Source organism: Cryobacterium psychrophilum (assembly GCF_004365915.1).
Taxonomy (GTDB): domain Bacteria; phylum Actinomycetota; class Actinomycetes; order Actinomycetales; family Microbacteriaceae; genus Cryobacterium; species Cryobacterium psychrophilum.
In genome coordinates, this window is sequence record NZ_SODI01000001.1 from 1,945,340 (window position 1) to 1,968,658 (window position 23,319).

The following is a 23,319-nucleotide window of genomic DNA, read 5'->3' on the forward strand; positions in this document are numbered from 1 at the left end:
AACGGGCAGCGATCATGTCGGATTTCGTTGCCGCGCTCGGCGAGAACGTACTGCTCGAAGGATTCGGGCTGGCCGGGGCCAGCGTTTATGTCGCAGAAACGGAGGAAGATGTGCGCCGCAGCTGGGCCCAACTCATCGGGCATGCCGGCGTCGTGATCCTCACCCCGCGCGCCGCGCGTGCCATCGGGCCGGCCGTCGGTGACCCGCATTCTCCCCTGACGGTGGTGCTGTCGTCATGACCACCCTTCAACCCGAGGCCGAGGCCGCCCTCGCCCCGGTGCGGGAAGCGCTGCTCGCCACGGCGCGGAAGACGGCCGCGCAAATCCAGGAAGATGCCCAGGCGCAGGCGCAGGTGCTCCTCGATGCGGCTCACGGGGAGGCCGATCGCATACGTGCGGGTGCCGCTGCCACCGGTGAATCAGCCGGCCGGTCGCAGGCGGCGCTGCGGTCAGCGCGCACTCGCCGACAAGCCCATGAGACCGTGCTGACGCAGCAGAACAATCTGTTTCTCGAGCTTCGACGTGAGGTCGCCGAATCCGCGACAGCTTTGCGCAGTGATCCGCGGTATCCGGATCTTCTGGACCGGCTGACCGAACGCGCGCGGGCCGCGCTGGGGCCGGATGCGACCCTCACGGAGAGCTCGGACGGAGGGGGCATCGCCGAACGTGGATCCCGCCGTCTTGATCTCTCCCTCCCGACGCTGGCTCTCAGCACCCTGGATTCCCTGTCGGCCGAGATCAGTCCCTTGTGGGTCTCGACATGACCCGCCCCGCGGGCACCGTCGTTCGAGTCAGTGGCCCGCTGGTGCAGGTGGAGGGCCTCGACCGGCTGTCCATGTTGGAGATCGTGGCCGTGGGACCCGATCGCATCAGTGCCCAGACCGTCGCCATCCGGGGCGCCCTCGCGACGCTGCAGGCCTACGAATACACCGGCGGGCTCAAAGTCGGTGATGCGGCAGAGGCCACGGGGAGCCCGCTCACCGGCCTGCTGGGGCCGGGCATGCTCGGCCGCGCCTTCGACGGGCTGCTGCGACCGCTGTCCTCTGCGCCACTCTGGCTGGAACCCGACAGAGCAGCATCCGCCGACGATCCCGCCACACTCGCCCGTGAGTGGAGTTTCGTCCCCGACGTGACGATCGGCGCCGCCGTCACCCCCGGGCAGGTCCTCGGCACCGTGCCTGAATCGGGTTCGGTGGAACACCGTGTGCTCGTGCCGCCGGGAGTGTCCGGGGTCGTGACCTGGCTGGCTGAAAAAGGTCCGGTGCGTGCGCTGGACGCCGTCGCCCGGGTGGGCGCGATCGATATCCCACTCGCCGAGTCCTGGCCGGTGCGCGCTCCGCGGCCGTTCCGAGACCGTCCCCTCGGTACCGTTCCTTTGCACACCGGCCAGCGCGTGCTGGACCTGATGTACCCGCTCGCCCGCGGGGCCTCCGCTGCCGTACCCGGCGGGTTCGGCACCGGTAAGACCATGCTGCTGCAACAGATCGCCAAGTGGAGCGACGCAGACGTGATCGTCTACGTGGGCTGTGGTGAACGCGGCAACGAAATGGCGGACGTGCTCGACGGGCTGGCGAACCTCGTGGACGAACGCACCGGCGGCAGACTGATCGACCGCACTGTCATCATCGCCAACACGTCGAACATGCCGATGATGGCGCGTGAGGCCAGCATCTACACGGGCATCTGCATCGCCGAGTATTACCGTGACATGGGCTACGACGTCGTGCTGATTGCCGATTCCACCTCGCGATGGGCGGAAGCCCTTCGGGAGTTCGCGAATCGCAACGGTGACCTTCCGGCCGAGGAGGGGTATCCGGCGGACCTCGCATCGGCGTTGGCCGCTTTTTACGAGCGCGCAGGCCGGGTGACGACCCTCGGCGGCAAGATCGCATCCGTCACGGTGATCGGGGCCGTGTCCCCGCCCGGCGGTGACATGACGGAACCGGTCACGACTGACACGCAGCGATTCATCCGTTCGTTGTGGTTGCTGGACCGAGATCTCGCCTACTCGAGACATTACCCGGCGGTCAGCTGGACCGGCTCCTTCGCGAGGGACGAGGAGGCCCTCGGTCTCTGGCATGCAGCGAACGGTGACCCCGACTGGGCCCAGCGTCGTGCCCGCGCGGCGGCGCTCCTCGCGGAGGCAGACCGCCTGAGTGACTTGGCCGAGATCATCGGAACGAACTCGCTTCCCGCCCATGAGCGCATGGTGCTCCTCGGCGGCCGGTTGCTGAGGGACGGTGTGTTGATGCAGAATGCGCTCAGCGCCAACGATGGATTCTGCTCGGCGGAGAAGGGCGCCGCCCTCCTCGACCTTGTCCTCCATGTCGTCGACGTTTGTCAGCAACTCGTGAAACGCGGAATCCCCGCGACGGTAATTGAGCAGTCGGATCTTCGGCCCGTGCTTCGGGCGAGGGAGGACACCGGCCCGGCTGACGCGGCTGCTGTTGGCTCGCTTCGGGCCGATATCGTGCGACGTCTGGAGGAACTGTCATGACCGATGCGGCGATCCCGGCGGAGGCGACACCGTTACCGGTTCGCGGGCCCGGCGACGGGCGCCTCTCGCACGGCGACGTGCGTGAGTTGCGTGGCCCCCTGGTGGTTCTCGGCGACGTCGACGACGTCGGCTGGGATGAGTTCGCCACGGTTGAGCTTTCCGGTGCACAACGCCACGGCCTCGTGTTGGAGGTCGACCACGACATCGTCACACTGCAGGTTCTGGAAGGCACCGACGGCATGGAACCCGGAGGAATCCGGGTGCGCTTCGCCGGGCGACCCCTGCAGATCCCGGTCAGCACTGGATGGCTCGGGCGTGTGTGCAATGGCCGCGGGGACCCCCTGGACGGTGGTCCCCCGGTGACCGGGGCGACGACCCTGCCCGTCACCGGCTGGCCGCTCAATCCGGTGTATCGGGAACCGCCGGCGGAGCCGGTGCTGACCGGTGTTTCCGTCATCGACGCCCTGACCACGCTCGTCAGGGGTCAGAAACTGCCCATCTTCTCGGTAGCCGGACTGCCACATCTCACCTTGGCCACGCAGATTGCGGCGCAGGCCACGTCCAGTGGCGGGGCCTTCCGTGTCATCTTCGCCGCGATGGGCCTCACGCACGCTGACATCGCCTATGTTCGCGACCGCCTCGAGGAACGATCGGCGGCCGGCGAGCTTGTGCTGTTGCTCAACGCCGCCGATGACCCTGTCATTGAGCGCATCCTCACCCCCAGGATCGCGTTGACGATCGCGGAGTATCTCGCCTACACGGAGGGCGATGATGTGCTGGTCATCATGTCTGACATGACGAGTTACGCCGAGGCCGTACGGGAGGTTTCCGCCGCCCGCCGGGAGATTCCTGCTCGCCGGGGCTATCCCGGCTACCTCTATAGCGACCTTGCAGGCCTGTATGAACGGTGCGGCCGGGTACGCGGCAGGCCCGGGTCGGTGACGATTGTGCCCGTGCTGACGATGCCGGGCGGCGACATCACGCATCCGGTGCCCGACCTGACCGGATACATTACGGAAGGCCAGATCGTACTCTCACCCGAGGCTCAGGCTCGCGGGATCTACCCGCCCGTCGATGCCCTGTCGTCCCTGTCCCGGTTGATGCGCAGCGGTGCCGGCCCTGGGCGCACCAGAGAGGACCACCTGGACGTGGCGGCGCAGCTGCTGGCCGCGCTCGCGCGCGCCCGACAGGCCAGCGAATTGGCAGAACTCGTGGGTGCTGAAGCGCTAAGCGAAACGGACCGCAGCTACCTCGCTTTCCGTGGCCTGGTCGAAGACGACCTGTTCAACCAGGGACGCGATGAGATCCGCGCCCTCGACGACACTCTCGGTCGAGCCTGGACAGCATTGGCTGCGCTGCCCGTGCCGGAGCTAACGATGATATCGACCGAGTTGCTGCAGCGGTACCTGCCCGCTCAACCGGGGCCATCGTGACGGCCACAGGGCATGCGGGAAAGGTCCGCCTCGAACGTCGGCTGTTGACGGCACGACACGGCGCGACCCTTCTCGATCGCAAACAGCGCATCATCGCCGAAGAACTCGACCGTCTGGAGCTGCATGCCGACAGCACCCGGCGGCGGTGGGAAGAGCAGGCGAACGAGGCTGCCGTATGGCTTCAACGCACCGTTGCTCTCGACGGCCAGGAACTGCTCAAGCACGCATCGCCCGCCGACCCAACCATCGTCGAGGTGAAGTGGGGCGGCGCCATGGGCGTCAGGTATCCGGTAGACGCAACCTGCGTGCTGCCCGACGCGACGCCGGCGGGCGGCAGTTCCGCGCTGGCATGGGCTACGGCGACACACCGATCCGCCATCGTCGTCGCCGCCCAGTACGCCGCAGCGCAGCGGGCGGTCGTCCTGCTATCCAGAGAGCTGACCGCGACCCGCACTCGCCAAGGGGCCATCGAGAACCGTTGGATTCCCCGGCTCGAGAACGAGCTCAGGGTGATTCGTCAGAAGCTTGAGGAACAGGAACTCGAGGAGAACCTCCGCGTGCACTGGGCCGCTAAGCACCAGGCTGAGACCTCCTCCGCGACGCGGACGAGGGACATTGGAGAAACGGATTCCCCATGAGTGACGTGATTCTGGTGGCAGTGAACGATTCTCCGGCGGCATTCGCGGCCGTCACGGCGGCCATCGATCAAGCCACGGGGCTGGGAGCCAGGCTGCACGCGGTCATGGTGGTCGAGGGCGGTGAGATCGAGCGCCACCTGGCCGCGTCCAAGATGCCGACCACCCGGCGGCAGGCGGGTGCCGACGCCGTGCTGATGCACGTTGTCGCTCGCGGCCTCGCAGCTGGTCTCGAGGTCACCGGCGTCCGGAGGTCCGGACGGGTGGCCGCCGAAATTCTCGAGGAAGCCCGCGGCGTGGGCGCGATCATGATTGTCATGGGACGCGTGGAGCGGCCAGGGCACCTCATCCCCTTCATCGGAAGTCACACCCTGCGGGTTCTGGAATTCACGACCGTTCCGGTGCTGGTCGTCCCCCTCGAGTGACCGCCGTTCTCAGCGCGTCGGCTGCAGCGAACGGATGCCTGACAAGCGTTATTCGGCGGCGGAGCCGTCTTCGTCGCCGTGCATCTTGGTGCTGTGGAAGTTCTGGAACGACCGGCTCGCCGTGGGACCGCGCTGGCCCTGGTAGCGGGAGCCGTACTGGCTCGATCCGTAGGGCTGCTCGGAGGGTGAGCTCAGCTGGAAGAAGCAGAGCTGTCCGATCTTCATGCCGGGCCAGAGCTTGATCGGCAGGGTTGCTACGTTGCTCAGCTCCAGGGTCACGTGTCCCGTGAAGCCCGGGTCGATGAAGCCGGCGGTGGAATGAGTGAGCAGCCCCAGACGACCGAGGGAACTCTTACCCTCCAGCCGGGCGGCGAGGTCATCGGGCAGGCTCACCTTTTCGTAGGTGGCGCCGAGCACGAACTCGCCCGGGTGCAGGATAAACGGTTCGTCTGGCTTCGTCTCGATAAGGCGAGTGAGCTCCGGCTGGTCCTCGGCCGGGTCGATATAGGCATATTTATGGTTATCGAAGAGCCGAAAGAAGCCGTCGAGCCGCACATCGATGCTCGACGGCTGAATCATGGCAGGGTCGAATGGGTCTAGACCGATTCGTTTGGCGTCGAGTTGGGCCTTGATATCGCGATCCGAGAGCAGCACGATGCCAGCCTATCGGCGAGAGCTTGATATGCTGGCACCGTTCCGGTTGTTGTTGACTCACGGTCGGGCGCGCGGATGTAGTTCAATGGTAGAACTTCAGCTTCCCAAGCTGATAGCGCGGGTTCGATTCCCGTCATCCGCTCACTTGTCAGTTCTCATGTCAACAGGCTTCTCAAGCCGACCTCATGTCAAGGCGACCATCTCGTTGCCACCGATCGGTGCTTGGTTGAATTTTCGCGGGTTGACCCGCGGTAAGCCCCTCGACCTTGCAGGGTCGCCGACACCATGATCATTCGTCTTTTCCGGCACAACAGCCTCGATCTCCGAGCTCTTGAGAGCTCGACAGACTCGATATTCGGGGATACCGGGTTCAACCGATCGTCTGTACCGTGGGCTCGTACTCGTCGAGGGTGTCGGTCTGGAAGCCCCTTTGCACGGCCTTGAGTTCCTCCCAGTCGATGTTCACAATCGACTGCCCGTCGGGCGAGGTTCCTGTGCCGAGCGTTGGCATCGTGAAGAACGTGACGTCGCCCACCCGAACGTCGCGCAACTCCAGGCCGAGACCGGCCAAATAGGAAGAGTTGAGGCCGTCGTCGACGGCGAGGAAGGGCGCCACCGCACCGACGAGGCCGCTAATCTTGCCGGGGTCGGTCAGTGTCTCCGCGCTCAGCGTTTGCGTCAGCACAGCCTTGATGAAGGCCTGCTGGTTCCGCGTGCGCTGGAAGTCACCGTCTTTGAAGGATTTCCGTTCACGCACGAAGTCGAGGGCCTGGGTGCCGTTCACGTGCTGAAGACCCTGGGAGAATTGGTGCCCGCCCCTGGTGAAGGGCACCTGGCTGTTGACATCGACGCCGCCGAGCGCATCCGTGATGCCCTTGAAGCCGGTGAAGTCCACAATGGCCACGTGGTCGATCCGCGCCCCGAGAACCCCTTCGATGGTTTCAATAGCCAGCGGAACACCACCGTAGGAGAGCGCCGCGTTGATTTTCGCCTTGCCGCGCCCGGGGATATCGAGCCAACTGTCGCGCACGATCGACATGACGTAGATGTTCTTTCGATCGGCCGGAATGTGCGCGACCATGATCATGTCTGAGCGCTGCCCGGTCATGTCCGCGAGTGAGCCGTTGTTCTTGCCGCGGGTATCTGAGCCGAGCAGCAGGATGTTCTGTGCCTTGCTGGCGTCGCCGGTGAGCGCAGCCGGTCGCTTGTCGAAGTTCGTGGGGAAGGGGTCGACGATCTTCTCCGCGCTGTCGAAGGTGTTGCTGAGCGTCCAGGCGTAGAGGCCGACGGTGCCGCCCACGAGGACCACGACCGCGGCGATGGCGATTAGCGCGATCTGCCAGCCGTTCCTCTTGCGGGGAGGTGCCGGCTTCTGCGCGGAGCCGAGGCTCGAAAAGATATCAGTCACTAGGGTCGTCCCAATCCAAGGTAGGTCCAGCCAGCGCCGCGCCAAGCGAACGCGCTCCGAGCGGCCGCGTCGAGCGTGTTTCCTTCATTCACGATCGTAGTAGCGCGCACGAGAAGCGCCGCCCAGACCGGGACAAGTTCGTGAAATTCGGGCTACTCGGCCACGTGACGAGTATCACGGCACCCGCGCTGGGCAGGGTCCTCCAGGCTGGTTGAGTACGTCAATTTATGACGATTGGCCAAATCCACCATGTCCGGTGGAAGCGTCCTCGACCAGTCGGTCCTATTTTCAGCTTTTCTTCGATGAGGTCGTCCACGAAACATTCCACGGAGATCCGGTACGCTTCGATGGTTTTTGGAGACAGCGCCCTGAATTTGGGCATGCATTCATGCAAGTAGTTCCGGGCATACCCCTCAGAAATTCGGGGTCGCGTTGCTGATATCTCGTTGCATTCGATTCCCATCACGTATGCGCGATCATTCAGACCGATCAACGGGACCAGCTTGTCGAGCGTGCGTGCCCGTGCGGCCAATCGACCGGTCTTTCTTAGAAGGGGGTGTCGGTGGCGTAGGTGAGGGGTTGGGCCCAGTGGTCGATTCGGGGTTTTTTGACCGGGGGTGGGGTGAGGTCTGGGGGTAGGAGTGGTGGCCGGATTCTGCTGGCGGGGTGGGTGGCGTAGTGTTTGCCGGCGGGGCTGGTCCAGGTGAGGGTTCCCTGGTCGTTTTGGCTCACGTCCCAGCCGGTTTCGTGCTTGAGTTTGTGCGATCGGCCGCAGAGCGCGGCGAGGTTGCTGAAGGTGGTTTCACCGCCGAACTGCCATGCCGTGGTGTGGTCCATGTCGCAGTGCCGGGCGCTTCTGTTGCAGCCGACGAAACGGCAGGTCTCGTCGCGCACCTCCAGGTAGCGACGGAGGGCTTTGGGCACCCGGTAGGTGTCGCGGCCGAAGGAGAGCATCGCGCCGGTCTCGGGGTGGATGAGGATGCGGTGAAACCCGGTGGCAGTGCCGGCGAGTCGGCGTGCGGTCTCGGGGTCGATCGGCCCGAATCCTTCGAGCATGGCGGGTTCGTCGCCTTTGCCCATCAGGGTGAGGATGGGGATGGTGACGTACACGTTGCCGACGACGCCGGCGCCGAGCCCGGTTTCGGTGACGCCCTTCAGCAGCAGGTCGACGGCCACGTCGCAGCGCAGCTGCGGCAGGGTGCGCTCCTCACCGGTGACGCGGAGGCTGCGCGCCATCGCTTCGACCCGGTCGTTGATGGCGCTGGCATCATCGTTGGTCAGGGTCATTTCGAGGTACGCCATGCCGTCACGGGCCGGATGCACCCCGAAACAGCGGTCTTTGACGGCGGTGGTGTGCCGGGCCCGGCTTGTCTCCGGGTGGGAGAGTTCCCGCAGGGTGATGGCCTTCTTCTTCAGTTGCGGCACCGTGAGGGTCTCGGCGTCGGTGAGCACCTCCGTCTCGTAAGTGTCCATCGCTGAGTCGGGCAACGCTAGGGCGTTGTCGATGATGACCTGCGCGTGCCGGTAACTGATGTCCCCGTCCAGCAGCGCCCGGTGTGTGCGCGGCAGGTTGTACTGGAGCAGCTCACTCTCGGTGAGCAGGTTCCGCGCGGATCCCTCGGGAAGCTTCAGCAGGGCGGCGAGCTCGGCGATGAATCCTTCGTGTGCGGCCGTCGCATCGGACCACTGAAACTCGGTGAGGTCGTGCGACCCGTTGGGCCGCCCGGACTGCGCGGTGCTCGTTGTCCACCGGTGCGCGTCCGCGATGACGACCGCGCGGGCGGCGTGAGCCATGTTGATCAGCCGGTCGAACGCGGTAATACTGTCGAGTAGTACGGCCTGGGCGTTGTCGATCACCCGGCGAATGCGCGCAACGTCAGACGGACGAACGTCACCGTTCGTAATGGCCAGCATTGGCTTCACCGGGGTCGTCAGGGGTGTCGGGTCGGGTGCAGTTGCGGGTGTGTCGGGCGGGACGGGGCCCGCGGCATCCTCTTCTGGAGGCACTTCTTCGTTGTTCTCCATAACCCAATTCAAGCAGACACCACCGACATTCCTGATTCCTGCTCAGGTTCCGATTCCACGAGTGTGGGGGCGTGGCGAGATTGTCTTGCGGGGTCTCGACAGGTCTTGGATCGAGCCTGTCGAGATTTCGACCAGCGAAGGGGTGGCGTTCCTGAGTTCGGCTCACGCGTGGGGGCGTGGCGAGGGCAGCGCACAGGGCGGGGCAGTAGCGTGGCAGGGAACGAGGAGAGCAGATGACGGTAGTAATTGCGGGATGCGGCGACCTGGGCATTGAGGTCGGGCTGCGATTCGCGGAGCTCGGCCACCGCGTCATGGGGTTGCGTCGAAACATCGACCGGCTCCCGGCGGCGATCACGGGCCAGTCGATCGATCTCACCCGGGAACAACCGATTCTGCCCGCCGACACCGAACTTGTCGTCGTGGCCATCGCGGCCGGCAGCCCCACCGTAGATGCGTACCGCGCCGCTTACGTTGACGGACTGCGCCACGTACTCGACGCCCTCGACGCCCTCGACGGCAGGGCACCGCGCCGCGTTCTTCTTGTTTCCTCGACCGCCGTGTACGACATCAACGACGCCAGCTGGGTCGATGAGCAAACCCCGGCGAACCCGAAACCGGGCACCGACACCGTTCTTCTCGAGGCCGAACGGATGCTGCACGCGCGTATTCCCACTGCCACCGTCTTGAGGTTGTCGGGCATCTACGGCCCCGGACGCGAGCGCCTGATCACGCAGGTACGCGAGGGGAAAGCCACCGTGTCCGCCGCATCCCGGCACACCAACCGGATTCACCGGGACGATGCGGCCGCCGCGATCGTGCATCTGCTGACCAGAGACGAAGCCCCCGCTCCCCTGTATCTCGGCGTTGACCATGCCCCCATTCTCATGAACGACGTGGTGACGTTTCTGGCCGCGGAGCTCGGCCTCCCCCAGCCGAGCGTCAATGACGCCCCCAGCTCCAGTCAGCGGGGCGGCGACAAGCGCCTCAGCAACCGACTCCTGCTCGAAACGGGCTTCACCTTCAGCTTCCCCACATACCAGGAGGGCTACCGAGCGCTGCTCGACGGCCGCGGAACCCGTCACACCTGACCCACGGCGCAGTAAGAGGCGCATGGGGCGCAGTCCGCACAGGCGTGGCAGCGCACTCGGCGCACGCAGCGCACTCGGCGGAGGGGCACGCCTGACGCAGGGGCACGCCGGGGCAGGGATACGCCGACGATGGCTTCACGGTGATTTCATGCCGGGCAGCGCCGGTGCGCCGCACACCGATTTCGCTCGATACACAGCCAATTCCAATCCGAGTCGACTGGACCTCCGAACAGATAGCAAGCCACGGGTTCGCCGTGACATCTACAGGAGGCAATCAACATGTCTAAATCACCCAACCGCCTCATCGCGTCCATCGTCGGTGCGGTCTATCTGCTCGTCGGCCTGCTGGGCTTCGCCTACACCGGAGGCGTCAACTTCGTGGCCACCTCGGGTGGGCTCATCCTCGGAGTCTTCGAGGTCAACCCGCTCCACAACGTCGCCCACCTGCTCATCGGGGCCGCCCTGCTGATCGCGGGCCTGTCGAGCGTTTCCGCAGCGAAGGCCACGAACACCACCATCGGTGCCGTGTACCTGCTTCTCGGTATCGTCGGGTTCTTCCTCGTGGGAACGGGTCTCAACATCCTGGCCCTCAACACGGCTGACCACTTCCTGCACCTCGCCAGCGCCCTCGTGCTACTCGGCGCCGGGCTCGGAGCGGACAAGCGCGTGACGTCCAGGACGTCGGTCACCGTCTAACCTCGCCGTTCACCAACCCTGGAAGGGAGCCCCCGTGGCCCCGACTATCCGTCTTCTGCTCGCCTTCTCTGCCATCGGTGCCGGACTGATACACCTCGCCGTCGGCGCCGGAGCTCCCTTCCCCCTGTCGGTTCTGCTGGTCGGGTTCGGCATCGCCGAGCTTGGCTGGGCGGTGGCGACGCTGTCAACGGGCCGCATCGTTCTGCCCCGCCTCATGCTGGGCGGCGCGCTCGTTCCCGTCGCGGTCTGGGCCGCGACGGCCACCCTCGGGAGCGGCCTCGGCGTATCGGCACAGGCCACCGGCCTTCCGCTGTTCCCGATGTTCATCGCCTCGCTGTTCAACATCTTCCTGGCCGTCACCCTCGCCGTCATCGCCCGGAAAGCAGCAAGCGGCTTGGGAAAGTCGATCGAATCGGCAAAACCGGCGGGGTGGAAGTTCGCCACCGCCCTGGTCCTGGGCGGAGTCATCTTCTCCGGACTCACCACGCTGGCACTGGCCGCGACGAATGCCGGGCTCTATGCCGTTCCCCACGGGTCGCACTCGGTCCCCGGGCTGGAGTTCCTCGAATCCGACGCCCACGCGGGTCACTGACCGAGAACAGCAGATCCAGGTGCCGGTACTACGAAGCCGGGTTCAGCTCGGGGGCCGCACTCGGCGGGATGTTCATGAAACGCTGCACGTTCTCGTCCACAATGATGTCGCTCGGCCGCAGCGGCCGGGTCAGGTACAACCCATCCAGGCTCGTGAGCCGACTCAGTGCCACGTAGGTCTGCCCGGGACTGAAGACCCGGGAGCCGAGGTCGACGATGGCCCGCTCGTAGGTGGCGCCCTGTGACTTATGAATCGTCACGGCCCAGGCCAGTCGCAGCGGAAACTGCGTGAATTCCGCGACAACATCCTTGCTGAGCTTCTTCGTGGCCGCGTTGTAGGTGTACTTGTACTTCTCCCACACGACGGGCTCCACCTCGTGGGTCTCCCCGTCAATGTCAACGAAAACCGTCGAGTCGACCTTGGTGACGGTGCCGATCGTGCCGTTCACCCAGCGCGGCCCGCCGTCGAGCGGCGAGTCATTGCGCAGGAACATCACCTGCGCCCCCACCTTCAACTCGAGCACCTCGTCCGCCGGGAACGTGCGACCGCCGAAGTCGCCCGTCACGTCGGCCTTGGCGGTGAGCGATTTACCCGACAGTCGTTTCAGGGCGGATGCGTTGATGCGGTTCACGGAGTCGTTACGCGTTGCCAGGGTAATGACACCCTCGGTGGGAGGAGTCCTGCCCCCGGCGGCATTCAGCGCCCCACCGATCTCGGGCGTGACCTGCCCGTGGCGCACGGCGTTGAGCATGAGCTTGAAGTCGGAGTCGCTCTGCCGGTGGATCTCGGTGAGTTCGAAGATGCGCAGATCCGCGTCTTGCCAGATCTTGGCATCGAAGAACCACATGGAGCGGTAATGGTCCGCGAAGTAGGCCCGCTCCTCCGGTCCGCCGGGCACCGGTGCCAGCTGGTACGGGTCGCCGAACAGTACGATCTGCACGCCGCCAAAGGTGTCGTGCGGGCGCTGACGGGCCTGGCGCAGGCTCCGATCAATCGCATCCATCAGGTCGGCGTTCACCATGGAGACCTCGTCAATGACGAGGGTGTCGATGGTGTTGAGCAGCTTACGGACCTGGTCGTTCTGGTCGATGGGGCTGTCCGCGATCACCCCGATCGGCAGCCGAAACAGGGAGTGCAGGGTTTGTCCGCCGACGTTCAGCGCGGCAACGCCGGTGGGCGCCGCGATCACGATCTGCTTGCTCGTGTTCCACGACAGGTGGTTGAGCAGCGTCGACTTTCCGGTGCCGGCCCGGCCGGTGACGAACACGTTCTGGCGGGTGCCCTCAATGGCCGCGAAGACGGCGGCCTGCTCGCGGGACAGTGGAATATCAGACACTCAGTACTTTCGATAGAACAGAACCCGTGTGCTCAGCCACCCACGGTGACTGCAACGGGACATTCCACTGTAACCGCCCAGCAGAGTACCCACTACTGCCCCGTAGGATATTGGAGTGACCCATGCCGACGAGAAGCAGCGCACTGCCCTGCTACGCGCCATACTGGCCTTCTGTGTCGTCGCCGCGGTCCTGGTGGCCGCCCTGTTCGCCACGATCGGTGCGCTCAACAAAGGCATCTACAGCGCGGGCGGCTTCGTTGGCCAGTATCTTGACGCGCTGGCTCGCGCCGACACCGAGGGGGCTCTCGCCCTCGATGGTGTGCAGCCCACCGAAGCTCAGCTCGACGCTGCGGGGCTCCCGAGCGATCTGCCGACAACGCTGCTGCGCGCATCCGTTCTCGGCGATCTCACCGACATTTCGCTTGCGAGCGATGTCGAGACGGAGTCGGGGTCGCACACCGTGGTGTACGACTTCAAGCTCGACGGGCGTACGTCGAGCATGCAGTTCTCCGTGGAGCCCACGGGTAAGTTCGGCGGCGTCTTCGACAGCTGGCGCTTTGCGACAAGCCCGATCGCCGCTCTCGCCGTTTCCGTTCAGCACGAGTCGACTTTCACGGTGAATGGGCTCACCCTCGACACTCGGGCGCATGCGGTAGCGGATGCGCCGGCGTCGTTCAACAATGCGGCCACCTATCTCGCCTTCGCGCCGTCTGTCTACACATTTCAGCACGATTCGGCTCTGCTCACCGCCCCGCCGGTGGCCCTGGCGGTTACACAGCCGGGCGTCACGGAGGTGTCGGTCGAGGCGGTACCGAACGAGGCGTTCACCCAGCAGGTTCAGGATGAACTCAATAAGTTTCTCGATACGGAGTGCGTCGCCCAAACCGTGCTGCAACCCACCGGCTGCCGATTCGGCATGGACATCAATAACAGAGTGCTCAACGCACCGACGTGGACCATCGCCGAATATCCGGTTGTCGCACTCACCCCAGGAGAGGTGGATTTCGAGATGCCGGACACGGCGGGACAGGCACACATCAACGTGAAGGTGCAGTCGCTCTTCGACGGCAGTATCGTGACCCGCGACGAAGATGTGCCATTCACCATGGGACTCAGCGTGACCATCCAGCCAAGCGGCGCCCTGGCCATACAGCTGCACTAGTGCGGGTCGGTTCGCCCGCTACTGGTCGCGGGCCGCCATGCGGGACAACCGTGCGTTGTATTCGGTGAGTTCGGCCTCGTGGGTGCGGTCGGCGTTGCGGTCGAGTCGCTTCGTCTCCTTGGCGTCGCTGCGGCTCCACTGGATCGCCACCGCAATCGCCAGGGCGATAGTGGGAAGTTCGCCGACTCCCCACGCGATGCCACCGCCCACTTGCTGGTCCTCAATGGCGCTGAGCCCCCAGGTGCGGCCCATCGCGCCGTACCAGTCGGCCAGCAGCAGCCGGGTTCCCATCATGAGGGCCACACCGAAGAAGGCGTGGAAGACCATGGTGCCAATGAGCAGCAACAGACGGAAGGCGTGCGGCAGACGGTACGGCACCGGGTCGATACCGATGAGCGACTGCACGAACAGGTAGCCGGTGATCAGAAAGTGCACCATCATCCACTGGTGACCGATGTGTTCGGTCGTTGCCCAGCTGAAAATCGGAGTGTAGTAGAACACCCACAGCGAGCCGGCAAACAGCCCTGCCGCCACGAGCGGGTTGGCGACCGTGCCCGCAAATTTCGAGTGCACAGCAAGCAGAATCCACTCGCGTCCGCCGCGGCTGCCGTCTTTGCGCTTGCGAATGGCTCTCGCTGCGAGCGTGACGGGCGCACCGGGAACAAGCAGCACGGGAACGAGCATGGTCAGCATCATGTGCATGAGCATGTGACTGGAGAACAGGTACTCCTGGTAGACCGTAACGCCACCACTCGTGAGGTAGAAGAGCACCACGAGGCCGGTGACCCAGAATACGGATCGGTGGATCGGCCACTTGTCGCCACGGCCGCGCAGGCGGCGCACACCGGCGAGGTAGAAGAAGATACTGAAGGCGCAGAACAGCAACCACGCGAGGTCAACCTCCCACTCGGTGAAGTACCTGGCGAAGGTGAGTTCGGGCGGCAGGGGCTCGCCGGTGAGGATCTGCGCTGGCGTTGAGGTCGGCACGGCCGACGCCACGACCTGGGCAACCGGGGTCGCCGTCCGGGCGAGCGCGGCCGCGACACCGGAGGCGAGGCCCATGAAGCCGAGTTCGGACACGACGAGCCACCAGAACCAACGCCGCTCGTGCTCGGAGCTCGAGTTGAGCCGCCTGATGAAGAAGCGCCGGTGCAGGATTCCCAAGCCACCCAACACGATCAGTGCCGCGACCTTCGCCAGCACGAGGAGTCCGTAAGGCGTGAACAAGTTCTCCCACGTGCCCACACGCAGCTCCGCGCTCACGTAGCCGGAGGCGGCCACCACGACGAACGATACGAGCGCAAGCGAGGAGTAGCGCCCGAGCACCTCACCGAGGCGGTCCTTGCCGAGGTGATTGCGCAGCACGATGATGGTCAGCAGCCCGCCGAGCCAGATGGCGGCGAACACGAGGTGCAGCCCCAGGGCCGTGATGGCCGCATTGTGCCCGGAGGCGCCTGCCGAGTGCCCCTGCTCGGCCATGGGCAGAAGGGAGAGCAGCGACACCCCGAACACGAACACGAGCGCCGTCTGGTTGCGCACGGCAAAGCACAGAACGGTGATCAGTGCGGCGAGGAGGGTCGTGGCAAGCCACGCCTGGCCGAGCGCTATTTGGCCGAAGAACTGTCCCACTGTGGCGCTGAACCGGTCATCGAGGCTGATCGGCACGTTCGTGACCTGCAGGAACGTGAAGAAACCGGTGAAGGCCGACGTCACGGCGAAAACGGCGGCGGATGCCGCAGCGAAGTCGAGCGCGAGCGCAAATTCGCGTGCCTTGGGAGTGAAAGCGAAGACCGCGAGCATGAGCGCACCGATCGCGCCGGCTGCGGAGATATTGACGAGCATCTTGGAGAGGGGAAGCCCCCACCGCACGACCGGGCCCGGATCGGCGAGCAGTTGAGCGGCCGCTCCCCCGCCGACGTTGAGGGCGACAAGGGTGGACAGCAACGCGACCAGCAGCAGGACTGACGGACCGAGAACGCGGACAAAACGAGGCACGAGCCAATCTTAACCGCCGCACGGGTGCGGCAGCCGCACGCCCGCCGCCCCCCGGGCGTCCACTCGTCGTGCGAGCACACAAAAAGGGCGCCGACCGAGGTCGACGCCCTGTTGTGCTCTAGGACTTCAGGGGCTACGCAGCCTTGGCTGACAATTCAGTCAGCGACACCGGAGCCTGATGAAACCGTAGTTTTTCTGAGACTACTTAGCGGCAGCCTTGAGCTTGCTACCGGCGGTCAGCTTGACGCGGTGACCGGCAGCGATGGCGATTTCTTCGCCGGTCTGCGGGTTACGGCCGGTGCGAGCGGCGGTTGCGGTGCGCTCGACGCCCAACCATCCCGGGATGGTGACCTTGCCGTCAGCGGCAACGGTCTCTGCGAGGGTTGCGAAGAATGCGTTCAGAACGCCGTCAACTGCAGCCTGGCTCTGTCCGGAGTCAGCGGCAACCTTGGCAACGAGCTCGGTCTTGTTCAGCGACTTGTCAGCCATTGAGTGTCCTCCTCGGACCTATGTCTGTAAAAAACAGCGATATTCGTAAACGGAAGCAACTCGTGAGAATTGCCAACTCGGTCGGTTCGACCGAGTTGAAATCTAGCAGAGATCCGCGCAATTCCGCGGATTTACGCCTGTTTGGGACGGTTTCACGGCACTTTCACTCTCTGGAGCGCTGCATTTGCGCTGTCGGCGAACCAACACGGCGTTGTCGGCAACCCCACGCGGCCTGACCCGCGAAACGAGCACACTGGCTCCGGGCACAAAAAACGGGATGTCGACCGAGGTCGACATCCCGTTCAGATGTTTCAGAGGCCGTTCACCGGCCGCCAGCTTGAGTTACCAGCTGGACTTGATGATGCCGGGCAGCTCGCCGCGGTGCGCCATGTCGCGGAAACGAACCCGCGAGATGCCGAACTTGGAGAGGTGGCCACGGGGACGACCGTCAACGGCGTCACGGTTGCGCAGTCGCACCGGACTCGCGTTGCGCGGAAGCTTCTGCAGGCCCTTGCGTGCCTCTTCGCGAGACTCGTCGGTGCCGGCCGGGTCCACGAGGGCCTTCTTGAGCTCAAGGCGCGTCGCGGCGTAGCGCTCGACGATAACCTTGCGCTGGTTGTTCTTGGCAATCATGCTCTTCTTCGCCATTTTTAGCGCTCCTCACGGAAGTCAACGTGCTTGCGCACTACGGGGTCGTACTTCTTGAGTACGAGACGGTCGGGGTTGTTGCGACGGTTCTTCTTGGTTACATACGTGTAACCAGTGCCGGCCGTCGAACGCAGCTTGATGATCGGACGTACGTCATGTGCCTTAGCCATTAGATCTTCACCCCACGAGCGAGAACGTCCTTGACAACGCGCTCGATACCACGTGCATCAATAACCTTGATGCCCTTTGCCGACAGCGTCAGCGTTACATTGCGACGAAGCGACGGTACGAAGTACGTCTTCTTCTGCACGTTCGGGTCGAAACGACGCTTGGTGCGTCGGTGCGAGTGCGAAATGTTGTGTCCGAAGCCGGGAACAGCTCCGGTCACCTGGCAGGTTGCTGCCATGGTTTCCTCCATTACCGAAGGGCGATTGCCCTTCCCAAGATTCCTTGTCGGCGGGTGCCACACGTGGCATATTCCCGCAATGTACGCACACAGGCGTAGCAGCCTTCAACGATACGTGTTCCGGGCGGTCAGCGCAAACCGATGTTCAGCCAGCGGATGCGGCGGATGCGGCGCACGTCGCGCACAGCCCGAAGACGTCAACGACATGCGCCGCTTCGGTGAACCCATGCTCCGACGCCACGTTCTTCGCCCACGTCTCCACGGCATCCGCTTCGATCTCAACCGTGAGACCGCAATTGCGGCAAATGAGGTGGTGGTGGTGGTCGTTCGTGCTGCACGCACGGTACAGGCTCTCGCCCTCGGGCGACTGCAGGGAATCGGCGCTGCCGTCGGCGGCGAGGTCGGCCAGCGCGCGATACACCGTGGCCAGGCCAATCGGTGAACCGGTGGCGTGCAGTGTGGCGTGCAGGCCCTGCGCGCTGACAAAGCCCTCACTCGCGCCGAGTGCGCCGCGCACTGCCTCGCGCTGCCAGGTGTTTCGCTTCATGCCTTTAACCGTAACCACATCTGACCCATTCGGCTCACGCCCAGGGCGAGCAGGAAGAACCCTGCCGCGGTGAGGGCGATCGCGGGTCCGGCGGCCACCTCGAGCGCGCGCGACAGCATGACGCCGATGACACCGGAGGCCGCGCCGAGCACCGGGGCGATCACGAAGATGTGCGTCGTGGTGTGCGACACCAGACGCGCGGCGGCGGCGGGTGCCGCGATGAGCGCAATGGCGAGGATGGCACCAACCGCGGGCATCGCGGTGACAACCGTCGCCGTGATGAGCGTGAGAGAGAGCACCTCGATGGGCCATTCGCGGTAGCCCGCTGCGCGGTATCCGTCGACATCAAACGTGGAGAACATGATCTGTTTTCCCAGAACGACGATCACCACGACGGCCACGAGTAGAACGCCGACGGCCAGCACGATATCGCCGGTGGTCACGGTGAGAATCGAGCCCACGAGAAAGGAGTCGACGCGCACGGGAAGGTCGGGATTGAGCGATTGCAGCAGCACGCCGAGGGCGAAGCCGGCCGTGAGAAGGATGCCGGAGGCCACCTGGCTGCCCTGGCGACGCACCCGGCCGATAAGGGTCATGAGCGCCACGATGAACACACTCGCGACAGCCGCGCCGAGTGGAATACTGCCGCCGAGGATCGTGGCGCCCACTGCTCCCGGAAATGTGGCGTGCGTGAGCGCCTGCGCGAAGAATGTGCGTTTGCGCAGAACAACGAGAGTGCCCACGAGGCCGCTCAGGGCACCGATCACCACTGCGGCGAGTAGCGCCTGTTCGAAGTATCCCATCAGCGCCTCGCCCGAAGCGGCTGGCGTGCGGAGCGACCCGTGAAACGATCAACGGCCAGTCGCGCCAGCAGCGCCACGGCGTAGCCGGCCACGAGCACCAGAACCACGGTAGCGCCACTCGGCAGGTCAATCCCGGCGTTGACGGATGCCGCGTACCCGACGGCGAGGCCGAACCAGGCGGCGAGCACGGCGAAGCCGGCCGCAATCGGGAAGAGCAGCCAGAGCCGGGTCGTGACGAGCCGTGCAAAGGCGCCTGGCACGATCAACACGGCGAGCACGAGCAGGTTGCCGACGGCATTGCTCGCCGCCACAACCACCAGAGCGATCGCCACGTTGAGCACAATGTCGAGCACGAGCGGGCGATACCCGGCCGCCGCGCTGCCGGAGTGATCGAAGGCACGAAACACCTGTTGCTTGAGGGTGAAGCTCACGAGCAGCAGTGCTACCCCACAGATCACGGCAGCTTGCACCACCTCCGTAACGCTCACGGTGAGCAGCCGACCGAAGAGCAGCTGTTCGAGCTGGCCCACGTAGTTGGTCTGCCGGGACACCACGATGATGCCGATGCTGAACATGGCCGTGAAAACAATGGCGATGGCGGCATCCGAGCTCACGGCCCGGCGCACGATCAGGGTGAGCACGACCGCTGCAATGAGCGCCGCCACCATGGCGCCCACGAAGAGACCGTCACGGCCGCCCCAGACGAATCCCACGGCGATGCCGGGAAAGACGGCATGGGTGAGACCATCACTGATGAACTCGAGTCCGCGCAGGTTCACGAGCACGCCCACGAGCCCGGCGACGAGGCTCAGCAGCACGAGTACGAGCAACGCCCGTGCCATGAACGGGAGGGTGAACGCGTCAAAGAGCGCGCCGGTGAGGTCCATTCAGTAACCGTCGTGACCGGGCAGCACCAGGGTGTGCTCGTCCATCTCCACGGACACGTCATGGAAGGTGCGCTGCACGTTATCGAGCGTGAGAACCTCCTTGCGGGGGCCGAAAGCCATCTGGGTGCCATTGAGCAGCAGCACTGATTCACACACCGCCCGTGCCAGTTCGAGGTCGTGAGTGGAGACCAGCACGGCCACGCCATCGGCCTTGAGACGCCGCACGGTTTCGATGAGCGCATCACGGTTCTGCTGGTCGAGACCGTTGAAGGGTTCGTCAAGCAGTAAGAGGCGGGGACCGGATGCGATAGCGCGCGCCAGCAGACCGCGCTGCTGCTGGCCACCGGAGAGTTCGCCGAAACGCGTCTTGGCCCGGTCACTGAGACCGACGGCCTCAAGGGCAACGGCAACGGCCTGGCGGTCAGCCCTGCCCGGCAGACGCAGCCAGCCGAGCGAACGGTAGCGACCCATCATCACGACCTGCGCGAGGGTGATGGGAAAATGCGGATCGAGCTGGTCGGCCTGCGGCACATAACCGACGGCTCCGGCCGGTGCCGGGGATGTCCCGAGCACCTCGACGGTTCCGGTCGTCCGCTGGATGAGACCAAGGACGCCCTTGAGGAGCGTCGACTTGCCGGAGCCATTGGGGCCGATGAGGGCAACGGCCTCCCCCGGCATAACCCGAAAGTCAATGTCGGTGAGCGCGGGCGCCTGAGTGTACGCGAAGGAGGCCCCCGACACACGAAGCGCGGCGGGCGCCTCCGGCGGTTCTTGAGAAGGGTTCTCGTTCACGTGTCAACTATCGCAGGTCGGCGGGAAGCGCGGCGGGCGTGGCGCCCCAGGACTCGAGAATCAGGGTCGTGTTGTGGATCTGCGCCTTGAGGTAGGTGTCACCGGCACTGCCGGGGGGACCGAGCGAGTCGACGTAGAGGGCATCGTCACCGGAATAGACCTTCACGTTCGCCTCTTTCGCGATGGTGTCGGCGGTCTTGGGGCTCAGTGAGGCCTCGGAGAACACAGCCTGCACGCCCGTTGCCCTAATGTCGGTCACGAGCGTGTCGATTGCCGCAGCGCTCGGCTCGGCGTTGTCGTCGAAGCTCGGAATGACGGCTCCCACATAGGTGATGCCGTAGGCCGTGGTGTAGTAACCGATCGCATCGTGATTGCTCACGAGCAGCCGCTCCGCAGCGGGTACGGCATCGATGTTGTCGCGGATCCAGCCGTCGAGGCTCGCGAGCGTGGCCGAATAGGCCGCCGCGTTCGCGGCAAAGAGAGCGACGTTCGACGCACTGGCGCCTTCGGCGCCGGCGAGGCCCGCTTCAACCGTTTTCACGATTGTTTCGGCGTTGCGCACGTCGGTCCAGATGTGCGGATCGCCATCGGTGTGCCCGGCGGACTCCCCTGCCTGATCCGTGCCGCGCGCGCTGCCGAGTACGGTGACATCGCTGCTCGCGTCAATGGTGACCCCCGTGAATCCGGAGGCATCGATCGCGTCATCCAGCCACTCCTCAAGACCGACACCGTTGATCACGAGCACGTCGGCGGAGGCAAGCGCGGTGAGGTCGGCGACGGAGGGGTCGTAACTGTGGGCGCTTTCGTTGGGCTGAATCAGCTGGGTGAGACTCACGTCCGGGGCGTCACCCACGACGGCGCGGGTGAGGTCCGCGACCTGCGTGGTGGTCGTCACAATCTTGATCGCGGCACCCGACCCGGTTGAGGCTGGCGTGGCGCACCCCACGAGGGTCAATGTCGCGGATGCGATCAGTGCCGGAACGGCGAAATATCTCTTACGCATTCTTCAACATTAACGTTGTTGATAATGATTGTCAACACCATTAGTGGTGCTGGGGACTCGCTACTGGTACGTCACGAGATCCGGGGTCGGGGCCACGCCGGTCATCGTCTGTTCCGGCGTCAGCATGGGGCGATCTTCATCAATGAAATTCTTCCACCCCCAGGCCACGCCGAGCGGGGCGTCCCTGTGGAGGGTCGACCAGGTGGCCTGTTTGTCGGGCTGTCCACCGAGGCCGTCCACGTGAAGGAGCAGGGCAAGCTCCGGGTGCGTCATGTCGAGAGCTCCCCGATTCTGAAGCATGCTCGGACGGAATTGGTGCAGCACGAGCAGCTTCTGCGGCAGGGCGTGTTCGTTCGTGAGCTCGGCCAGCCAGCCGACGACGGCGTTGATCTCGTCAATGTCGACGCGTCCAATTTGCGCGAGATGCCGCTGATCGGGCCCGAGCCGCCATTCGGGATCGAGCGCGAGGCCCACGTAGGGCAGCTCAAGCAGGCTGGAATACCGCTGCGCCTGGCTGAGGAAGTCGGTGCGCCCCGGCTGCAGGTCGAGCACGACATAGATGCCGGCGGCGCCCGCCGCCTCCACCCAGGGACGCAGCTTCTCCGCAGGGATCTCGTTCGAATAGTTTCCGTCGCCACCGGCGTCTGCCGCAGCCACGGTTGCAATGATCTCGTGCATGGGAATGACCGGTCGGTCGCTGAACGGCTGATAGGCCGCCGCCATCTGCTTCGCCCGCGCAATCGCCTCGGCCACCCCCTGCTCCCCCAGTACTCCGAGCACCGGCGTGCTGGGCGTTCCGTACAGGGCCACGAAGCGGCGATCGGGAAACAGAAGTTGCCCCCCGCCCGGCACCTGGGTGCCGGATGCGGCGGCGCGCACCTTGTAGTCGAGGCTCGGCTCGGCCGCGAAGGGCTCGCCAACGGCCAGTACGGCCGTGGGTGCCGCAGCGCCGAGTGCCGTCACGGTCTCGGCCGAGGCTTGCGGGTTCGGCCGACTCGATGGCACAAGCGTGACCATAACGGATGCCGCCCGCGCCGTGGCAACGCCGGCCAGCTGCGCCGGGTCATCCGTGGCCAGCATGAGGCCGCCGGTGAGCGCCGTGGCACGGGAGATGGGCGGCAGGATAATCTCGGACTCCGCCGCGGAGGGGTTGGGCGTCGGCGCCGTGTCCGATGTTGGCGGGAGTTCAAGGAGAACCGGCGCGAGGGGATCCACCTGGGCCAGGGCCGTGAGCGCGAGCGGGGCCGAGGCCACGCGCACGATCCGCAGCGGGTTCGGCAGGATGGCGTTCACGGCGTCCGCCGTTGCCGGCACCGACAGTCGCGTGCGGGGAACCTCCGCTCGACGCGTCATGGATGGCGTCGTCGTGGCGCTCACACTGCGACCGCCGCCGCCCACGCTCACGACATACGAGGCGTGCAGGCGAGTGAGCTCGGCGCTGACCACAGACGTGGTCGGGGCCCCGAACTCTGGCGTCAGCAGCAGGGGAACGCCGAGATCAACGGCGGCCGAGGCTGCGAGCAGCTGGGCGCGGTCGTTTCCGACGGGTGCCGTCACCACGAACTCGGATGTCTCGTAGAGGCCGCCGCTCACGGCAACGGCGTTCAGCACCGGGTCGACGTCGGCCACGACGGTGAGGAACGCAATCGGAAGCGCCGTTCGCGCCTGCAGGGCCGAAGGCGGGCTCGCCTCCTCCTCGGCCATGCACCCGGTGAGACCGCCGAGGGCCGCAACGGTCGCAACCAGCAGCAGGGTCAGCGAGCGACGGAGGGTTCTCATTCGCGACACCGCATCATTTG

General features: G+C 65.2%; 25 protein-coding genes and 1 tRNA gene. 11 read left to right on the plus strand and 15 right to left on the minus strand.

Annotated elements, in window-relative coordinates; all coding sequences use genetic code 11:
- The first annotated feature begins 14 nt into the window (after positions 1-14).
- The 6 genes from EDD25_RS09055 to EDD25_RS09080 are packed head-to-tail and all read left to right on the plus strand — an operon-like array spanning position 15 to position 4,989.
- Positions 15-239 carry a hypothetical protein gene (locus EDD25_RS09055; protein ID WP_134172985.1) on the plus strand — a complete coding sequence of 75 codons (225 nt, stop codon included), beginning with the start codon at positions 15-17 and terminating at the stop codon, positions 237-239.
- Positions 236-763, plus strand: a complete 528-nt coding sequence (locus tag EDD25_RS09060) for a hypothetical protein (RefSeq protein ID WP_134172986.1) — start codon at positions 236-238, stop codon at positions 761-763. Before EDD25_RS09055 ends, EDD25_RS09060 begins: the two co-directional genes overlap by 4 nt.
- Positions 760-2,496 carry a V-type ATP synthase subunit A gene (locus EDD25_RS09065; protein WP_134172987.1) on the plus strand — a complete coding sequence of 579 codons (1,737 nt, stop codon included), beginning with the start codon at positions 760-762 and terminating at the stop codon, positions 2,494-2,496. The genes EDD25_RS09060 and EDD25_RS09065 overlap by 4 nt, the downstream gene beginning before the upstream one ends.
- A complete protein-coding gene (locus EDD25_RS09070) occupies positions 2,493-3,929 on the plus strand; it encodes a V-type ATP synthase subunit B (protein WP_134172988.1) in 1,437 nt (478 codons plus the stop codon). Before EDD25_RS09065 ends, EDD25_RS09070 begins: the two co-directional genes overlap by 4 nt.
- Complete coding sequence (locus tag EDD25_RS09075) at positions 3,926-4,567, plus strand: V-type ATP synthase subunit D (protein ID WP_277871670.1); 642 nt, start codon at positions 3,926-3,928, stop codon at positions 4,565-4,567. The genes EDD25_RS09070 and EDD25_RS09075 overlap by 4 nt, the downstream gene beginning before the upstream one ends.
- Entirely contained in the window at positions 4,564-4,989 is a 426-nt protein-coding gene (locus EDD25_RS09080) for a universal stress protein (RefSeq protein ID WP_134172990.1), read from the plus strand. The genes EDD25_RS09075 and EDD25_RS09080 overlap by 4 nt, the downstream gene beginning before the upstream one ends.
- Before the next feature lie 48 nt (positions 4,990-5,037).
- Here EDD25_RS09080 and dcd read toward each other — a convergent pair whose 3' ends face one another.
- Entirely contained in the window at positions 5,038-5,643 is a 606-nt protein-coding gene (dcd, locus tag EDD25_RS09085) for a dCTP deaminase (RefSeq protein ID WP_134172991.1), read from the minus strand.
- Between the two features lie 71 nt (positions 5,644-5,714).
- Here dcd and EDD25_RS09090 point away from each other — a divergent pair.
- Positions 5,715-5,785: transfer RNA gene (locus tag EDD25_RS09090), tRNA-Gly, on the plus strand.
- A 228-nt stretch (positions 5,786-6,013) separates the two neighbouring features.
- On the opposite strand, the gene EDD25_RS09095 is transcribed toward EDD25_RS09090, so the two are convergent.
- Both EDD25_RS09095 and EDD25_RS09105 read right to left on the minus strand, forming a co-directional pair.
- Positions 6,014-7,051: an LCP family protein gene (locus EDD25_RS09095; protein WP_134172992.1), complete on the minus strand. Its 1,038-nt coding sequence runs from the start codon at positions 7,049-7,051 to the stop codon at positions 6,014-6,016.
- Positions 7,052-7,597: 546 nt separating this feature from the next.
- Positions 7,598-9,076: an HNH endonuclease signature motif containing protein gene (locus EDD25_RS09105; RefSeq protein WP_134172993.1), complete on the minus strand. Its 1,479-nt coding sequence runs from the start codon at positions 9,074-9,076 to the stop codon at positions 7,598-7,600.
- A gap of 233 nt (positions 9,077-9,309) precedes the next feature.
- On the opposite strand from EDD25_RS09105, the gene EDD25_RS09110 reads away from it, so the two are divergent.
- The 3 genes from EDD25_RS09110 (at position 9,310) to EDD25_RS09120 (ending at position 11,452) form a co-directional block, all read left to right on the plus strand.
- Positions 9,310-10,164 carry an NAD-dependent epimerase/dehydratase family protein gene (locus EDD25_RS09110; protein WP_134172994.1) on the plus strand — a complete coding sequence of 285 codons (855 nt, stop codon included), beginning with the start codon at positions 9,310-9,312 and terminating at the stop codon, positions 10,162-10,164.
- Between the two features lie 279 nt (positions 10,165-10,443).
- A complete protein-coding gene (locus EDD25_RS09115; protein ID WP_134172995.1) occupies positions 10,444-10,860 on the plus strand; it encodes a DUF4383 domain-containing protein in 417 nt (138 codons plus the stop codon).
- A 34-nt stretch (positions 10,861-10,894) separates the two neighbouring features.
- Positions 10,895-11,452 (plus strand): hypothetical protein, encoded by a 558-nt coding sequence (locus EDD25_RS09120; protein ID WP_134172996.1) that lies wholly within the window; start codon positions 10,895-10,897, stop codon positions 11,450-11,452.
- Positions 11,453-11,480: 28 nt separating this feature from the next.
- On the opposite strand, the gene EDD25_RS09125 is transcribed toward EDD25_RS09120, so the two are convergent.
- Complete coding sequence (locus EDD25_RS09125) at positions 11,481-12,788, minus strand: ATP-dependent DNA helicase (protein ID WP_134172997.1); 1,308 nt, start codon at positions 12,786-12,788, stop codon at positions 11,481-11,483.
- Between the two features lie 115 nt (positions 12,789-12,903).
- Here EDD25_RS09125 and EDD25_RS09130 point away from each other — a divergent pair, with 115 nt between their 5' ends.
- Positions 12,904-13,950 carry a hypothetical protein gene (locus EDD25_RS09130; RefSeq protein ID WP_134172998.1) on the plus strand — a complete coding sequence of 349 codons (1,047 nt, stop codon included), beginning with the start codon at positions 12,904-12,906 and terminating at the stop codon, positions 13,948-13,950.
- A gap of 18 nt (positions 13,951-13,968) precedes the next feature.
- On the opposite strand, the gene EDD25_RS09135 is transcribed toward EDD25_RS09130, so the two are convergent.
- From EDD25_RS09135 to EDD25_RS09185, 11 genes are all read right to left on the minus strand, one after another.
- Complete coding sequence (locus EDD25_RS09135; RefSeq protein ID WP_134172999.1) at positions 13,969-15,945, minus strand: bifunctional copper resistance protein CopD/cytochrome c oxidase assembly protein; 1,977 nt, start codon at positions 15,943-15,945, stop codon at positions 13,969-13,971.
- 201 nt (positions 15,946-16,146) lie between these two features.
- The gene (locus EDD25_RS09140) at positions 16,147-16,434 is read right to left on the minus strand and encodes an HU family DNA-binding protein (RefSeq protein WP_035835256.1); all 288 of its coding nucleotides are present in this window, start codon (positions 16,432-16,434) and stop codon (positions 16,147-16,149) included.
- Positions 16,435-16,776: 342 nt separating this feature from the next.
- Positions 16,777-17,082 carry a 30S ribosomal protein S14 gene (gene rpsN / locus EDD25_RS09145; protein ID WP_134173000.1) on the minus strand — a complete coding sequence of 102 codons (306 nt, stop codon included), beginning with the start codon at positions 17,080-17,082 and terminating at the stop codon, positions 16,777-16,779.
- A 2-nt stretch (positions 17,083-17,084) separates the two neighbouring features.
- The gene (rpmG, locus tag EDD25_RS09150) at positions 17,085-17,252 is read right to left on the minus strand and encodes a 50S ribosomal protein L33 (protein ID WP_022885354.1); all 168 of its coding nucleotides are present in this window, start codon (positions 17,250-17,252) and stop codon (positions 17,085-17,087) included.
- Complete coding sequence (rpmB, locus tag EDD25_RS09155; protein ID WP_134173001.1) at positions 17,252-17,488, minus strand: 50S ribosomal protein L28; 237 nt, start codon at positions 17,486-17,488, stop codon at positions 17,252-17,254. Before rpmB ends, rpmG begins: the two co-directional genes overlap by 1 nt.
- 145 nt (positions 17,489-17,633) lie before the next feature.
- The gene (locus EDD25_RS09160) at positions 17,634-18,035 is read right to left on the minus strand and encodes a Fur family transcriptional regulator (RefSeq protein WP_134173002.1); all 402 of its coding nucleotides are present in this window, start codon (positions 18,033-18,035) and stop codon (positions 17,634-17,636) included.
- Positions 18,032-18,838 (minus strand): metal ABC transporter permease, encoded by an 807-nt coding sequence (locus tag EDD25_RS09165; protein ID WP_134173003.1) that lies wholly within the window; start codon positions 18,836-18,838, stop codon positions 18,032-18,034. The genes EDD25_RS09160 and EDD25_RS09165 overlap by 4 nt, the downstream gene beginning before the upstream one ends.
- Complete coding sequence (locus EDD25_RS09170; protein ID WP_134173004.1) at positions 18,838-19,725, minus strand: metal ABC transporter permease; 888 nt, start codon at positions 19,723-19,725, stop codon at positions 18,838-18,840. Before EDD25_RS09170 ends, EDD25_RS09165 begins: the two co-directional genes overlap by 1 nt.
- The gene (locus EDD25_RS09175; RefSeq protein WP_241986439.1) at positions 19,726-20,517 is read right to left on the minus strand and encodes a metal ABC transporter ATP-binding protein; all 792 of its coding nucleotides are present in this window, start codon (positions 20,515-20,517) and stop codon (positions 19,726-19,728) included.
- A 7-nt stretch (positions 20,518-20,524) separates the two neighbouring features.
- Positions 20,525-21,520, minus strand: coding sequence for a metal ABC transporter substrate-binding protein (locus EDD25_RS09180; protein ID WP_134173005.1), 996 nt, complete (start codon positions 21,518-21,520; stop codon positions 20,525-20,527).
- A gap of 60 nt (positions 21,521-21,580) precedes the next feature.
- Complete coding sequence (locus EDD25_RS09185; protein ID WP_134173006.1) at positions 21,581-23,299, minus strand: hypothetical protein; 1,719 nt, start codon at positions 23,297-23,299, stop codon at positions 21,581-21,583.
- Positions 23,300-23,319 lie beyond the last annotated feature (20 nt).

Excerpts from the sequence above, each read along its gene's own strand:
- EDD25_RS09060 (WP_134172986.1), top strand. The coding sequence starts at position 236 with ATGACCACCCTTCAACCCGAGGCCGAGGCCGCCCTCGCCCCGGTGCGG.
- EDD25_RS09115 (WP_134172995.1), top strand. The coding sequence starts at position 10,444 with ATGTCTAAATCACCCAACCGCCTCATCGCGTCCATCGTCGGTGCGGTC.
- EDD25_RS09105 (WP_134172993.1), bottom strand. The coding sequence starts at position 9,076 with ATGGAGAACAACGAAGAAGTGCCTCCAGAAGAGGATGCCGCGGGCCCC.
- EDD25_RS09070 (WP_134172988.1), top strand. The coding sequence starts at position 2,493 with ATGACCGATGCGGCGATCCCGGCGGAGGCGACACCGTTACCGGTTCGC.
- EDD25_RS09165 (WP_134173003.1), bottom strand. The coding sequence starts at position 18,838 with ATGGGATACTTCGAACAGGCGCTACTCGCCGCAGTGGTGATCGGTGCC.
- EDD25_RS09180 (WP_134173005.1), bottom strand. The coding sequence starts at position 21,520 with ATGCGTAAGAGATATTTCGCCGTTCCGGCACTGATCGCATCCGCGACA.
- rpsN (WP_134173000.1), bottom strand. The coding sequence starts at position 17,082 with ATGGCGAAGAAGAGCATGATTGCCAAGAACAACCAGCGCAAGGTTATC.
- rpmB (WP_134173001.1), bottom strand. The coding sequence starts at position 17,488 with ATGGCAGCAACCTGCCAGGTGACCGGAGCTGTTCCCGGCTTCGGACAC.
- rpmG (WP_022885354.1), bottom strand. The coding sequence starts at position 17,252 with ATGGCTAAGGCACATGACGTACGTCCGATCATCAAGCTGCGTTCGACG.
- EDD25_RS09185 (WP_134173006.1), bottom strand. The coding sequence starts at position 23,299 with ATGAGAACCCTCCGTCGCTCGCTGACCCTGCTGCTGGTTGCGACCGTT.
- EDD25_RS09170 (WP_134173004.1), bottom strand. The coding sequence starts at position 19,725 with ATGGACCTCACCGGCGCGCTCTTTGACGCGTTCACCCTCCCGTTCATG.
- EDD25_RS09065 (WP_134172987.1), top strand. The coding sequence starts at position 760 with ATGACCCGCCCCGCGGGCACCGTCGTTCGAGTCAGTGGCCCGCTGGTG.
- EDD25_RS09110 (WP_134172994.1), top strand. The coding sequence starts at position 9,310 with ATGACGGTAGTAATTGCGGGATGCGGCGACCTGGGCATTGAGGTCGGG.
- EDD25_RS09160 (WP_134173002.1), bottom strand. The coding sequence starts at position 18,035 with ATGAAGCGAAACACCTGGCAGCGCGAGGCAGTGCGCGGCGCACTCGGC.
- EDD25_RS09140 (WP_035835256.1), bottom strand. The coding sequence starts at position 16,434 with ATGGCTGACAAGTCGCTGAACAAGACCGAGCTCGTTGCCAAGGTTGCC.
- EDD25_RS09055 (WP_134172985.1), top strand. The coding sequence starts at position 15 with ATGTCGGATTTCGTTGCCGCGCTCGGCGAGAACGTACTGCTCGAAGGA.
- EDD25_RS09080 (WP_134172990.1), top strand. The coding sequence starts at position 4,564 with ATGAGTGACGTGATTCTGGTGGCAGTGAACGATTCTCCGGCGGCATTC.